Consider the following 14,103-nt stretch of genomic DNA (forward strand, 5'->3'; position numbering starts at 1 on the left):
TCACAGGGTGGGGACAACCGGGGCGATGGTGCCGTCGGCGTTGAAGACCATGCGGTCGACGGTGACCTCGCGGTTCGTGCCACTGCCCCCAGGCACGGCGAAGCGGTGGTAGGCGATGTGCCAGGTGTCCGTTCCCGGCACTTGGACCACGGAGTGGTGGCCCGGTCCCTTGATGCTGAGGTCCAGGCGCTTCTGGAGCACCACACCGCGTTTGGTCCACGGGCCGACCGGTGAGGGACCGGTGGCGTAGGCGACCTGGTAGTTCTCGTCGCGGGTGTCGTTCTCCGACCACATGAAGTAGTAGGTGCCGTTGCGCTTGAGCACGAACGACGCCTCGCGGAACCCGGTCGTGGTGATGGTGCGGACGGCTGCGGGGTCGAAGGACACCATGTCGGCGTTCAACGGCACCACGTGCGCGGCGCCGTTGCCCCAGTACAGGTAGGACTGGCCGTTGTCGTCGGTGAACACCATCGGGTCGATGGCCTGCCCCGGGTAGGTGCCGCCCCGGACCAGCGGTGCGCCCAGGGCGTCGCGGAACGGCCCGGTGGGGGAGTCGGACACGGCGACACCGAGGTGCTTGCGGGTGTCACCCGAGGCCGCGCCGCCGCTGAAGTACAGGTAGTAGCGGCCGTTCTTGGCCACGACCGCCGGCGCCCACGCCGAGTTGTCCGCCCAGGACACGTCCGGCCGGTGGTCGAGGATGACGCCGTGGTCGGTCCAGTTCACCAGGTCGGTCGAGGAGAAAGCCTTGTAGTAGGGGGCGGCCCAGCCCTCGTAGCCGTCCGTGGTCGGGTACAGGTAGTACCGACCGTTGAAGTGGGCGATGTGCGGGTCGGCGAACAGCCCTGGGATGACCGGTCCCTTGGTGGTCTTCGGCGTCCAGGGCGCGGTGAGCCGGAAGGAACTGTCCGCGCGGAACCGGTCGGTGTTCTCGTAGACGTCCAGCCACAGCTCGAAGTTCTTGTGCCGCAACCGCCGGTCGGGGTAGTTGAACGACACCAGGGACACCGAGCCCGCCACCGAACCGTCCACGGGGCAGAACGTCGCGTCCTCGCGGAACGTCGGTGTGCCGGTGTTGGCCTCCAAGCGGATGCGGTAGTCGTAGTGCCGGAGGAACATCCCGTTGGCCGCTTGGAAGGAATAGCACGTCGGTGACGCCAGGCCGTTGACGACGGTGAAGGTGGCGTCGGACTTGATCTGCGCCGAGCTGCCCGAGGTCACGGCGTCGAGCCGGCCCAGGTAGTCGGCGTGGCGGAGGTACCGGCCGGGGTAGTTCACCGCCTCCAGGGATCGTGCCCCGGTGGGCAGGGTGGCCGCGGACGCCGGGACGGCGGGCAGGGTGAACGTCGAGGCCAGGACGAGGGAGGACACCGCGAGCAGCCGTGCTCGTCGGTTCATGATGTGCTCCGATCTCCGTTGAGCGGGGCGACAGTCGTGGGAATCTCGAAGTGAGCGCTAACATCGCGGGCTGACTACTTGCCTACTTGCTCCCTTGTTCGCTTGTCTCAGCAGGTCGGATCGGGGCTACGCAATTGTTAGCGCTAACTTTCGGCGGGTTGAATGAGAACATGACCTCGACTCGGGCGTCAATGGGTCACGTGGGCGATCGAGTGCGTTCGACGAACGGGAGCGCGCATTCGTCGAATCGATTCGACAGCCGCTGACCATTGCCAGCGCTCACTTCTGATCAATAGGCTGGGGAGCTGTGTCGAACCGCTTCGACACGAGCTGTCGTCGTGCGCCGGGGGTCGGTCCTCCGCTCAGCGCTTGACGTCGATCTTCCACGAACACGAGGAGTGCAGATGCGACATCGTCAGGCAGTGCTCGCCGTCGGTGCCGCCGGCGCGCTGGTTCTGGCCGGCCTCGCGACGACGACCCTTCCCGCCTCGGCGGCGGCGGGCTGCTCGGTCACGTACACGGTCCAGAGCCAATGGCCGGGCGGCTTCACCGCGGACGTGGCGATCACCAACCTCGGCGATCCGGTGTCGAGCTGGACGGCGGAGTTCGACTTCCCGAAGACCGACCAGAAGGTCAACCAGGGGTGGAGTGCCACCTGGACCCAGTCCGGCACGCGGGTGTCGGTGGCGAGCATGAACTGGAACGGGTCGCTGGGCACGGGGGCGTCCACGTCCGTCGGGTTCGTGGGCTCGTGGGGTGAGGCGAACCCGGTGCCGACGTCGTTCAAGCTCAACGGGACCGCCTGCACCGGCACCATCCCGACGACGACCACCACCACCACGACCAGCACCCCGCCGGTCGACGAACCGGCGCCGGAGCTGCGCGTCTCCGGCAACGCGCTGGTCACCGCAGACAACGAGCCGTACCGGTTACTGGGTGTGAGCCGTTCCAGCAGCGAGTTCGCGTGCGTGCAGGGCAAGGGCATGTGGGACGGCGGTCCGGTGGACCAGGCGTCCGTGGACGCCATGAAGACCTGGAACATCCACGCGGTGCGGATCCCGTTGAACGAGGAGTGCTGGCTGGGCGTCCACGGCTCGCCCGGCGGCGCCACCTACCAGCAGGCCGTCAAGGACTACGTGGACCTGTTGGTGGACAACGGGATCAACGTGATCCTCGACCTGCACTGGACCTGGGGCGCGTACACCAACAGCCCGGACTGGCACTGCAAGGACGAGCACGCGGTGTGCCAGAAGCCCATGCCGGACGCGCGGTACGCCCCGCAGTTCTGGAGCAGCGTCGCCACCACGTTCAAGGGCAACGACGCCGTGGTCTTCGACCTCTTCAACGAGCCGTACCCGGAGATGGCCGCCGACTGGAACAAGGCGGTGGGCTGGCAGTGCTGGCGTGACGGCGGCACCTGCACCGGCCTGCCCTACGAGACCGCGGGCATGCAGGACCTGGTGGACGCGGTGCGCGCCACCGGTGCGACCAACGTCCTGATGCTGGGCGGCCTGGAGTGGGCGAACGACATGCGGGAGTGGCTGACGCACAAGCCGGTCGACCCGCGGAACAACATCGCCGCCTCCTGGCACGCCTACAGCTTCAACGCCTGCGCCACCGAGTCCTGCTGGGACACCCAGATCGCCCCGCTCGCCCAGCAGGTCCCGATCGTGCTGGGTGAGTTCGGCCAGGACAACTGCGGCTTCGACTACATGGGCCGGTTGATGGACTGGGCCGACGCGCACGACATCAGCTACCTCGCGTGGACCTGGACCCCGTGGGGCTGCACCACCGGCGCGGTGCTGATCAAGGACTGGGCCGGCACCCCCGAGCCCGGCATCGGCGAGGGCTTCAAGGCGCACCTGCTCACCCAGGACCCCTACGCCACCCGCTGATCCCCACCCCACTCGCTGACCCGTCGACCACTGAGCCGCCCCGACCTGATCGTGGTCGGGGCGGCTCGGCGTGGTCAGGAGGTCGTGCCGGTCACCGTGGTGCCGGTCCTGGTCACGTGGTAGGTGATGGCGGCGCCGCTCCAGAAGTCGAACGTGAGCGTCACCGGGGCGCCGTCGGTGAGGGCGTTGAGGAAGGCCGGGGTCAGCACCAGCGTGCCGTCGGCGTACTTCGGGTAGAAGGTCTGGTGGAACTCCTGGTACGGGGTCCAGGTGGCGGTGCCGGCGTTGCTGCCGTCCGCGTAGCGGGCCTGCATGGTGGCCAGCACGTCACCGTGGAACCGGGTGGGGATGGCGAAGGCGTCCGTGGTGCCGGTGGCGTCGGACTGGACGGGCAGGTCGTGGGTGATCACGTCGATCGGCCACGGCACGCCCGCGGAGAACCGGGCCTGGAGGGTGGCGTTGACGCCGTGGGCGCGGTCGCCGACCAGCCTGGTCAGCGCGGCGGCCTTGATCGTGAGCCGGTCGCCGGACACGGTGTAGTCGCGGCCGGCGACCAGTCGGGTGTCGCCGTGCCACAGCCCCCGGAACACGGTGCCGTTGCGTTCGAGGGTGAGGGAGTGGTCGGTGATCGGCGCGGACTTCGGCACGAACACCTGGTCGGAGGACGCCGTGCCGGACCGGGTCCGCCAACTCGCCCGGATCAGCTCGATCAGGTCCTTCTCACGCCACTGGAGGGTCTCGCGGTGGATGAAGGAGCCGGCGTCCCACAGGGCGGTGGTGACACCGCTGATCCGGGCCTGGTGACCGAGCAGTTCGAAGTACTTGTGCATCTCGCCGCGCTGCACCGGGGCCGCGGGCTTCGTGTAGTCCGGGTAGGACAGCAGGCCGTACTCGCCGAGGTAGACCGGGATGCCCCTGGCCCCGAAGTTGTCGCGGATCCGCGCGAAGGTGTCCAGGAGGTCCTTGCGGCTGGTCTCCTCGAACCGGGTGAAGCCCGCGATGTTCACGCTGAACGGCCAGAACCCGTAGAAGTGGACGGTCGCGGCCAGCTGGGGGTCGCGCAGCCGTTCGATGGTGGCGAGCAGGTCCTCCATGAGGGTCTGGCTCGGGGTGGTGCCCAGGGTCGGCAGGACGAGCACGCGGGTTGCGTTGCCGCCGCCGGAGCCGCGCACGAGGGTGTGGAAGGACGTGTTCAGCTCGTCCAGGAACTGCTTCTTCTGGGCGTCGGTGGCGTTGTCGAACTGCGGCTCGTTGACGCTCTCGAACAGCAGGCGGCGCGGCGCGTCGCGGAACGTCGTGGCGATCTGCTGCCACGTCGAGTCGAACCGCGCGCGGACGGCGTCGTGGTCGTCGGCCATCTTCGAGATCCACTGCCACGAGTCGTGGTGCACGTTGAGCACCACGTAGTGCCCGGCGGCCAGCGCGGCCTCCACGACCTCCTCGACGCGGGCCAGGTAGGCCGGGTCGATGGTGTAGGGGGCGGTGGTGGACTGGGCGTTGCTCCAGGTCACCGGGATGCGGACGCTGCGGAAGCCCTTCGCGCGGATCGCGTCGAACAGCGCCTTGGTGGCGGGCGGGTTGCCCCAGGCGGTCTCGTTCGGGATGGCGTCCAGGGAGTTGCCCAGGTTCCAGCTGGGTTGCATCGCCGCCATCACGCCCTGCGCGGTGCCGGGGACGTGGCTCGCGGCGGGTTCGGGCTCGGCCGACGCGGGACCGGTGGCCAGACCCGCCGCGGTGAGCAACGCCAGCCCCAGGGCCGCCCAGCGGCGGCTTCTCCCGGTCCGGTGTGCTTCGGTCATCTTCCATCCTTCCGTCGAAGCGCTTCACCAACCGTCGACGACGACTTCGGGTGTGTCAACCTGTTGCCGCCAAACGAGATCGCTTGCGGCGGCGCGATGGTCCGATGATCCTGCGGCCGGTCCGAAGTCTAAGCGCTTCGATGCAGTGTGGCCGGGACCTAGGGCACCGGCGGGAGGAGGCCAAGCGCACTGCCGTGGCTGACTGGCGGCGCGGAGGCTCGTCGGTATGGACGCCGCAGAAGCGGTGCTGGGCGGCGTCTCCGGCCGATCGCCCGGCCCGCGCGGCGGGAGGCTCGGAGCAGACGAATCGAGGAGGAGAGATCGACCAGACCGTCGTCGTGGGTGTGGACGGGTCGCCGGCGAGTCGTGTCGCGGTGCGGTGGGCCGTGGAGGAGGGCGAGCGGCGTGGGTGTGCGGTGGAGGTCGTGCACGTTGCTGGCCGACGGCCGAGTCGTCGTGGTGCGCGAGCTGGTCCGGCCGACGAGGCGACCGTGGAGACCGCGTTGCGGGAGGTGGCGGTCGGCCGGGAGACGTTCCCGCGGATCATCCGCAAGTGCGTGCGCGGGTCGTCGGCCGCCGAGGTGCTGGAGGAGCAGTCGCGCGGCGCTGCTGGTCGTCGCCGCCCACACCGGCGGCGTGCTGCGCCGGATCGTCCTGGGCAGCACCACCGCGCACTGCGTGCGGCACGCGACCGCGCCGGTCGTGGTCCTGCCCCCGCCGGCGGCTTCGGAGGCGCCGCACAACGGCGCACGGGTCGGGGAGGGCGCGCGATGAGGGCTCGGGACGTCATGACCCGGGGGCCGGCGTGGTCGGGGTGCGGTTTCCGGATGCCGGCCACGGCTGAACACGGGGCTGTGGCCGGGTTCCCTTGGCGGAGGGAACCCGGCCACACCACCCGGACCGACTAGCCGTCTTCCGACGTCGACGGGTGGGGCTTGCGGAGTTTGGTGGCCATGACGGCGGCTTGGGTGCGGCGTTCGAGGCCGAGCTTGGCCAGCAGGTGGGAGACGTAGTTCTTGACCGTCTTCTCGGCCAGGAACATCTGCTCGGCGATCTGCCGGTTGGTCAGGCCCTGGCCGATGAGGTCGAGGACGGTGCGCTCCTGGTCGGTCAGCGTCCGGACCGGGTCGCCCTCCTCGCGCTCCCGGCGGATGCGGTTGAGCAGGGCCGTGGTGGAGCGGGCGTCCAGCAGCGAGCCGCCGCCGGCGACCGTGCGCACGGCGTTGACCAGGTCGTTGCCCACGATGCGCTTGAGGACGAAGCCCGAGGCGCCGGCCATGATGGCGTCGAAGAGGGCTTCGTCGTCGGTGAACGAGGTGAGCATCAGGCAGTTCAGCTCGGGCAGGCGGGAGCGCAGCTCGCGGCACAGCTCGATGCCGTTGCCGTCGGGCAGCCGCACGTCGAGCACCGCGACCTCCGCGCCGCTGCCCGGCACCCGCGTCAGCGCCTCGGCGACCGAGCCGGCCTCGCCGACCACCTCCAGGTCGTCGGAGCTGTTGAGCAGTTCCCTGACCCCGACGCGGACCACCTCGTGGTCGTCGACCAGGAACACCTTCGCCGTCACCGCACCCACCTCTGCCGCATGGACCCGACTCTCCCCGGCCGGACGTGTCACCGAACAGGGTAGAAGGTCCCTGGTGCGGGGGCTGGGCGCGCGAGCCGGGATCGGGCGCCTCCGGGCCGCCTGTTCCGGTGCTCGGCGCGCCGCAGCCCGAGCGCCGCAGGGCCGGCCCCGCCTCCTCGGGGAGGCGGGGCGTCGGCGCGTCCGGTGGAGTCGCACGACTCTGCTCCGCCGTGTGGTACCAGCGCGGCCCGCGCGGGGTTGTAGAGTTGAAGAAGTTTTCAACTCCACAACTGTCGGAGGTGGGCGTGCCCCTCCCGCTGCACGAGGCCAAGGCCGAGTTCTTCCGGATCCTCGGGCACCCCGTGCGGATCAGGGTGCTGGAGTTGCTCCAGGACGGACCCAAGCCGGTGCGCGACCTGCTCGCCGACATCGGGATCGAGGCGTCCAGCCTGTCGGCGCAGCTGGCGGTGCTGCGCCGGTCGGGGGTGGTGCGGGCCAACCGGGAGGGCACGACCGTCGTCTACGCCCTGACCAGCGACGACGTCGGCGAGCTGCTGCGGGTGGCGCGGAAGGTGCTGACCGGGCTGCTCGACGGGCAGAACGAGTTGCTCGCGATGCTGCGCGCCGAGGAGCGGGCGTGACGGGGTTCCTGCCGGTCCGGGCGGACTGGGTCGGCGCGACCCGCCGGGACCTGCTCGCCGGGGTGACGGTGGCGGTGGTGGCGTTGCCGCTCGCGCTGGGCTTCGGGGTCGCGTCGGGGCTCGGTGCGGCGTCCGGGCTGGTCACCGCGGTGGTGGCGGGTGCGTTGGCGGCGGTGTTCGGGGGTTCCAGCCTCCAGGTGTCCGGGCCGACCGGTGCCATGACGGTGGTGTTGGTGCCGATCGTGGCCCGGTACGGCGTGGACGGGGTGCTCACGGTCGGGCTGCTCGCGGGTGTGCTCTTGGTGGTGCTCGCGGTCGCACGGGCCGGGCGTTACATGCGGTACGTGCCCGTGCCGGTGGTGGAGGGTTTCACCATCGGTATCGCGGCCGTGATCGCGTTGCAGCAGGTCCCGGCCGCGTTGGGTGTTCCCGCGCCTGCGGAGGACCACGTGGTGCGGGCGGTTGTCGCGGCGGTGTCCGAGTTCGCGGCGGCGCCGCGTTGGGAGGCCGTCGCGCTGGCCGGCGGGGTCGCCTTGGTGGTGCTGGCAGGTGCGCGGTGGCGGCCTGGGGTGCCGTTCTCGTTGCCCGCGGTGGTCGTGGGCACGTTGGCTGCGCAGTGGCTCCCGGTGGCGCGTATCGGCGAGTTGCCGGCTTCGCTGCCTGCGCCTTCGTTCGGGTTCCTGGACTTGGGGGCGGTGTGGTCGCTGCTGCCTTCGGCGGTGGCGGTGGCCGCGTTGGCGGCGTTGGAGAGCTTGCTGTCGGCGGCGGTGGCGGACGGGATGAGCGTCAACCAGCGGCACGACCCGGATCGCGAGCTGTTCGGGCAGGGTCTCGCGAACCTGGTGGTACCGCTGTTCGGCGGGGTGCCCGCCACGGCGGCCATCGCGCGCACCGCGGTCAACGTGCGTTCCGGCGCGACTTCGCGGCTGGCGGCCCTGACCCACGCACTGGTGCTGCTGGTGATCGTGCTGGTCGCCGCGCCGTGGGTGGCGCAGGTGCCGCTCGCGGTGCTGGCCGGTGTCCTGCTGGCCACGGCGGTCCGGATGATCGAGGTCGGTTCCGTGCGCGCGTTGGTGCGCTCGGGACGTTCCGATGCGGCCGTGCTCGCGCTGACCGCCGTGGCCACGCTCGCGCTGGACCTGGTCACCGCCGTGATCGTCGGCCTGGTCTTGGCGGGGGTATTCGCGCTGCGGGCGGTTTCCCGGACGGCACGGCTGGAGGAGGTGCCGCTGGAGCCCGGCGACCACCGCGAGGAGGAACGGGCACTGCTGGCTCAACACATCGTCGCCTACCGCCTGGACGGGCCACTGCTGTTCGCCGCCGCCCACCGATTCCTGCTGGAGCTGACCGAGATCGCGCCCGTGTCGGTGGTGATCCTCCGGATGTCCCGCGTGTCCGCGATCGACGCCACGGGCGTGCACGTGCTCCGCGACGCCGTGCGCCGCTTGGAACACCGGGGCATCACGGTCCTGATGTCCGGCGTGCGCGAGGAACACCGTCGCGCACTGGCCACACTGGACGTCCACACCTTCGACCACACCCCAGACGCCATCAACCACGCCCGTGCCCTGCTGGAGGAACGCGACCTCCTGCCCTGACCACAAGTCTCGGCGGAGCCGCAGTTCTGCGTTGCAGTCCGGGTGGATCTCGGTTCTCGTGTGCGCGGGGATGTGCCGTGGCCGGTGGGCGCGGCGACGGAGATCGTGGTGGAGGACTGCGTTGGTCGGTGCCGTGCGGGTGGACCAGGTCGGCGTCGCCTCCGGTTCCGGGCAGGTGTACCAGGCCGGGCGGGACCTCCGCGTCCATCGCGGCTCGGCGCCGTCCGGCAGTCGGGGGCACGGGCGGCTGGTCTGCGCCTGGCTGCTGCGGCGGTACCGGCGGCGGGTGGCCGCCGCGGCCGGGAAGCTGCCGGTCGTGTTCGGCCCGGACGTGGACCTGCACGTCAGCCAGGTCTACCTGCCGCTCAAGGCCGTCGCGCCGGGAGGCGGTGCCGACGGCGACGTCCAGGACCGGATCCGCCGGGCTCGGCAGGTGGTGGTCCTCGGCGATCCCGGAGCGGGCAAGTCGGTGCTGCTGCGGCACACCGTGCTCGGGTGGGCGGACTCCGGTGGACGAAGGCAGGTGCCCGTCGTCCTGGACCTGCGCCGCTGCAACGGCACCACCGAGTCGTTGGAACGGTTGATCGTCGAGCAGTTCGACCGCGACGGCTTCCCGCGGGCCGGGCGGTTCGTCGAGCGGAAGCTGCGCGACGGGACCCTGACGGTGCTCTTCGACGGCTTGGACGAGGTCAACGCCGCGGACCGGCACCGGGTGTCGGGGATGCTGCGCGATTTCGCGCGCAGGCACCACCAGGCCCCGGTCGTGGTGACCTGCCGGACGGCGGTCTACGACGGCGACCTGCTGCCGGAGATCGGGGTGGAGGTCCGCGTGCTGGAGTGGGACGAGCGCCTGATCGGGCGGTTCCTGCGCCGGTGGCCGGGGCTGGGCGACCGGGCGGAGGACCTGCTGGACGCCTTGCGCGCCAACCCGGGGATGATGCGCTTGGCGGGGTCGCCGCTGCTGTTGACCATGATCGCCTACCTGTACGGCACCCACGCGAGCGAGCACGACGTCCTGCCCGCCTCGCGGGCGACGTTCTACCGGGAGGCGACGCGCGCCCTGCTCGGCCGGCTCAAGCGCACGACCACCCGGTTCCCCGGTCCGGTCAAGAGCGAGGTGCTCAAGCACCTGGCCCTGATCGCGCACGACGCCGGCAGCGCCGACCGGCTGACCATCCCGTACGCGGTGGCCGTGGCGGAAGTCGGCGCCCTGTTGCCCCGGCTGTCCGTGGACGCCTCGCATGCGCACGAGGTGCTCGAGGAGATCGTGGAACGCAGCGGCCTGCTGCTGCGGGTCGACGGTGGCGAGCGGTACCAGTTCGCGCACCTGACCCTCCAGGAGTACCTGGCCGCCGAGGCGCTGCTCGCCGACGCCGGCGCGGTGCTGCGCAGGTTCCGCCGCGCACCGGCCGAGTGGCGCGAGACCCTGCTGCTGTGGTGCGGCCTGACCACGGTCGACGTGACACCGCTCGTCGCGGCTGTGGCCGAGGGAGACCCCCTCCTGGCGTTCGAGTGCCTGGCGCACGCACGGGTCGTCGCCGCGTCCCTCGACCGGTCCGTCACCTCGACCGCGCGCGCCATGCTGTCCGAAGGCAGCCGCCCCGGGACCGGTCACGCCGTGGTGCGGGCGTTCGCGACCGTCGCCGCCGTCCCCAGCGCACGCGGGCGCGGCGAGTTCCGCTTCCTGGTGGATGCCGCGCGGCGGGGCGACTTCTGGGCCCACGAGGCCGCCTGCGCGGCGCTGGCGGCCACCAGGCGACCGGACGCAGCGGACGTGCTGTTCGAGGTCGGGGCCTTCCACCACCTGGTCGGCATGGGCGACGCGGCCGTGCCGGTCCTGACCCGCGCCGCCGGGGCGGGGTCGACCCGGGCCGTCGCCGCCCTGCGCGACATCGCCACCCCGGCCGCCGCCACCGCTCTGGCCGGCCTGATCTGGGACGAGCGGAAGACGGCGTGGCACGCGGCCTGGTGCCTGGCCGAACTGGTGACCGACGAGGATGTCGAGGTGGCGCTGGGCGGTGTCGTCCCGGTGGCCCACGTCGCGGCCCTGCCCTGGGTGTGGCAACCGTTCCACCGGGAGGGCACGGCGACCGCGTGGGTGATGGGCCGGGTGGCGTGGCTCGTCGACCGGACCGCGGACGCCGACCTCCCCACGTTCCACGTGCGGGTCGACCACCGGCTGTCGCTACCCCTGCTCGCGCTCGCGTTGCGGCACGCCCCGCCGGCGGCGGTCGTCGAGGCGCAGGCCCGCTATCGAGCGGGGACACCGGTCACCCTTTCCTTCGTCGTGGGGGCGGTCCGGGCTGCGTTCGGCGGGCTCGACGTGCCGCAGTCCAGGCTGCGCCTGTGGAACGGGCTGCCGGCGGACCTGACGATCGGGTTCGTCTCCGGCGTGTTCTTCGGCAGCCGACCGTTCCGGCCGAAGGATTGGGTCGACGTGATGGTGCGGAGGAGCTTCCTAGCCACGGAGCCCCCGGGCATCTGCGCGCCGATCCTCGTGCTGGACAACCCGATACGCGCCGCGCTCGGCCACGCGATCCGCAGACCGGGTGCGTAGCAGGAGTTTGCGGAGTTCCTCGACCCACAGGGCGAGTGAGGCGGTAGCCGCCGCGAGCGCCCAGTCGGTGGGGGTGAGTGCGGTGGTGCCGAAGAGGGATTGTGCGAGTGGGACGTGGACCGCGCACACCTGGAGGGCCAGTACCGCCGCCAGCGCCGCCCACAGGCGTCGGTTGTGCAGCAGGAGTGGGCCGAAGGCGGAGCCGTGTTCGTCGCGGACGTTGAAGATGTTGGCCACCTGGAACAGCACGAACGTCGTGAAAGCCAGGGCTTGCGCGGTGGCGGTGCCGCGGTCGAGGCCGTGGCGGAACAGCAGCAGGGTGCCGACGACCATCACCGTGGCGATACCCGCGATGCGGGCCATGCGCGCGCCGGTGAGGATGTGCGCGCCGGGCGGGCGTGGGGGTTCGCGCATGACCGACGGGCGTGCCGGTTCCAGGCCCAGCGCCAACGCCGGCGGGCCGTCGGCGATGACGTTGATCCACAGCAGCATCAACGGCGTGAGCACCACGGCGTCGCCCAGGAAGAACACCGAGCCGGCGACCATCGTCAGGATCGCGGCCACGTTGGTGCCGACCTGGAAGCGGACGAACTTCACGATGTTGTCGTAGATCGCCCGGCCCTGGCGCACCGCGCCGACGATGGTGGCGAAGTTGTCGTCGGTGAGCACCATCGCGGCGGCTTCCTTGGCCACGTCGGTGCCGGTCACGCCCATCGCCACGCCGATGTCGGCGCCCTTGAGCGCGGGTGCGTCGTTGACGCCGTCGCCGGTCATGGCGACGACCTCGCCCCGGCGCCGCAACGCGGTCACGACGCGGATCTTGTGCTCGGGTGCGACGCGGGCGAACACGCCGGTCCGTTCGACGGCTCGGTCCAACCCGTGGTCGTCGAGCCGGTCGAGGTCCGCCCCGGACACGCCGTCGCCGTGGATGCCGAGGGTGTCGGCGATGGAGGAGGCGGTGGCGAGGTGGTCGCCGGTGATCATCTTGACGTCGATGCCGGCGGTCCGGCACTCGGCGATCGCCGCCCGCGCCTCCGGTCGCGGCGGGTCCAGCAGCCCGACGAGCCCCACCAGGACCAACTCGGTCGGCAGGACGGGTTCGGCGTCGGGGGAGTGCCCGACTGCGACCCCGAGCACTCGTTGGCCGCGTCGGGCCATGCGGTGCAGCTCGTCCTCGACGGCGGTGCGCCGCCGCTGGTCCAGCGGCACGTCCTGCTCACCCAGCCGCACGTGGGTGGCCAGGCGCAGCAGCACGTCGGCGGCCCCCTTGACGCAAACCCGGGTGCCCGTCCCGTCGCGGTGGAAGGTCGCCATGTACTTCAACGCCGAGTCGAACGGGATCTCGGCGACGCGCGGGGACGCGGCCCGCAGCGCCTGGACGTCCAGCCCCGCCTTGCCCGCCAGCGCCAGCAGGGCGCCTTCGGTGGGGTCGCCGACCAGGACCCCGTCGCGCACGATGGCGTCGTTGCAGAGGATCGCGGGCGCCAGCACGTCCCGTAGGTCGCCCGGGGGTCGGCCGTCTCCGGCGGTGATGGTCCCGTCGTGGCCGTAACCCTCGCCGGTGACGGCGTACCGGCGTCCGGCGTGCCACAGGGTGCGGGCGGTCATCTGGTTGAGGGTCAGGGTGCCGGTCTTGTCGGTGCAGATGACCGTGGTCGCGCCCAGCGTCTCCACGGCGGTCAGGCGTTTGACGATCGCGCGTTGACGGGCCATCCGGCGCATCCCGAGCGCCAGGGTGACGGTGACGACCGCGGGCAGCCCCTCGGGGATCGCGGCGACGCCGAGCGCGACCGCCAGGGTGATCACCTCGCCGATGCCGCCGCCCGTGGCGAGCTGGGTCATCGCCACGAGCACGACCGCGGCGCCGGCGAGGTAGGCCAGGCGGACGCCCAACCGGTCCAGCTGCCGCTGCAACGGGGTGCGGGTGGTGTCGGTGCGTTCCAGCAGGGTGGCGACGTGGCCGATCTCGGTGGCCATGCCCGTGCCGGTGACCAGCAGTTCGGCGTGCCCGCGGGTCACGGTGGTGGACATGTGCAGCATGCACGTGCGGTCGGACAGGCCGACATCGGCCACGGGCTCGACCGACTTGGCCACCGGCACCGATTCGCCGGTCAACCCGGACTCGTCGACCTCCAGGTTCACCGAGGTCGTCAGGCGCCCGTCGGCGGGCACCCGGTCGCCCGCCTCGACCAGCACGACGTCCCCGGGGACGAGCTCCTCGGCCGGCACCTCGACCACCAGCCCGGCGCGGCGGACCTTGGCGGCGGGGCTGAGCATCGCGCGCAGCGCCGCCACCGCCTGGTCGGCCCGGCGTTCCTGCACGAACCCGAGCACGCCGTTGAGGCCCAGCACCACACCGATGACCACGGCCTCCTTGTAGGACCGCTCCACGGCCCCGGCGAGGGCCGCCGCGACGACCAGCACCAGGTTCAACGGGTTGGCCACCTGGGCGGCCAGCAGCCGCCACCACGGTCGTCCCGGGGGCTCGGCCAGCCGGTTGGGTCCCACCCGGGCCAGCCTGCGGTCGACGTCGTCCGGGGCCAGGCCCCGGCCGAGGTCGGTGCCCAGCGCGGACGCCACCTCGTCGACGTCGACCGCCAGGACGTGCCGGCGAACTCCTCCACGATGTCATCCCCATTCCAGGCGGGTCT

General features: G+C 71.6%; 9 protein-coding genes and 1 pseudogene. 6 read left to right on the forward strand and 4 right to left on the reverse strand.

What is annotated here, in order from left to right; genetic code table 11:
- Entirely contained in the window at window positions 1-1,398 is a 1,398-nt protein-coding gene (locus tag WBN91_RS12085) for a family 43 glycosylhydrolase (protein WP_337724012.1), read from the reverse strand.
- A 404-nt stretch (window positions 1,399-1,802) separates the two neighbouring features.
- On the opposite strand from WBN91_RS12085, the gene WBN91_RS12090 reads away from it, so the two are divergent.
- Entirely contained in the window at window positions 1,803-3,293 is a 1,491-nt protein-coding gene (locus WBN91_RS12090) for a cellulase family glycosylhydrolase (RefSeq protein ID WP_337724011.1), read from the forward strand.
- 74 nt (window positions 3,294-3,367) lie between these two features.
- On the opposite strand, the gene WBN91_RS12095 is transcribed toward WBN91_RS12090, so the two are convergent.
- On the reverse strand, window positions 3,368-5,092 hold the full coding sequence (locus WBN91_RS12095; RefSeq protein ID WP_337724010.1) for a cellulase family glycosylhydrolase: 1,725 nt from the start codon (window positions 5,090-5,092) through the stop codon (window positions 3,368-3,370).
- A 140-nt stretch (window positions 5,093-5,232) separates the two neighbouring features.
- Between WBN91_RS12095 and WBN91_RS39155 the strand changes: the two are divergent.
- Together WBN91_RS39155 and WBN91_RS12100 are read left to right on the forward strand one after the other, a co-directional pair.
- A pseudogene (locus tag WBN91_RS39155) lies at window positions 5,233-5,625 on the forward strand (universal stress protein); the annotation flags it as partial.
- A gap of 103 nt (window positions 5,626-5,728) precedes the next feature.
- Window positions 5,729-5,866: a hypothetical protein gene (locus WBN91_RS12100; protein ID WP_337724009.1), complete on the forward strand. Its 138-nt coding sequence runs from the start codon at window positions 5,729-5,731 to the stop codon at window positions 5,864-5,866.
- Between the two features lie 130 nt (window positions 5,867-5,996).
- Here WBN91_RS12100 and WBN91_RS12105 read toward each other — a convergent pair whose 3' ends face one another.
- The gene (locus WBN91_RS12105) at window positions 5,997-6,656 is read right to left on the reverse strand and encodes a response regulator transcription factor (RefSeq protein WP_337724008.1); all 660 of its coding nucleotides are present in this window, start codon (window positions 6,654-6,656) and stop codon (window positions 5,997-5,999) included.
- A 305-nt stretch (window positions 6,657-6,961) separates the two neighbouring features.
- On the opposite strand from WBN91_RS12105, the gene WBN91_RS12110 reads away from it, so the two are divergent.
- The 3 genes from WBN91_RS12110 to WBN91_RS12120 all read left to right on the forward strand — a co-directional run bounded on the left by WBN91_RS12110 (window position 6,962) and on the right by WBN91_RS12120 (window position 11,452).
- On the forward strand, window positions 6,962-7,297 hold the full coding sequence (locus tag WBN91_RS12110) for an ArsR/SmtB family transcription factor (protein WP_337724007.1): 336 nt from the start codon (window positions 6,962-6,964) through the stop codon (window positions 7,295-7,297).
- Entirely contained in the window at window positions 7,294-8,895 is a 1,602-nt protein-coding gene (locus WBN91_RS12115) for a SulP family inorganic anion transporter (RefSeq protein WP_337724006.1), read from the forward strand. The genes WBN91_RS12110 and WBN91_RS12115 overlap by 4 nt, the downstream gene beginning before the upstream one ends.
- A 121-nt stretch (window positions 8,896-9,016) precedes the next feature.
- The gene (locus WBN91_RS12120) at window positions 9,017-11,452 is read left to right on the forward strand and encodes an NACHT domain-containing protein (RefSeq protein WP_337724005.1); all 2,436 of its coding nucleotides are present in this window, start codon (window positions 9,017-9,019) and stop codon (window positions 11,450-11,452) included.
- On the opposite strand, the gene WBN91_RS12125 is transcribed toward WBN91_RS12120, so the two are convergent.
- Entirely contained in the window at window positions 11,354-14,053 is a 2,700-nt protein-coding gene (locus tag WBN91_RS12125; RefSeq protein ID WP_337724054.1) for a cation-translocating P-type ATPase, read from the reverse strand. The genes WBN91_RS12120 and WBN91_RS12125 overlap by 99 nt on opposite strands.
- Window positions 14,054-14,103: the final 50 nt, after the last annotated feature.

The sequence above is a fragment of the Saccharothrix sp. CCNWYY140 genome (assembly GCF_037401995.1).
Taxonomy (GTDB): domain Bacteria; phylum Actinomycetota; class Actinomycetes; order Mycobacteriales; family Pseudonocardiaceae; genus Actinosynnema.

Excerpts from the sequence above, each read along its gene's own strand:
- WBN91_RS12085 (WP_337724012.1), bottom strand. The coding sequence starts at position 1,398 with ATGAACCGACGAGCACGGCTGCTCGCGGTGTCCTCCCTCGTCCTGGCC.
- WBN91_RS12090 (WP_337724011.1), top strand. The coding sequence starts at position 1,803 with ATGCGACATCGTCAGGCAGTGCTCGCCGTCGGTGCCGCCGGCGCGCTG.
- WBN91_RS12095 (WP_337724010.1), bottom strand. The coding sequence starts at position 5,092 with ATGACCGAAGCACACCGGACCGGGAGAAGCCGCCGCTGGGCGGCCCTG.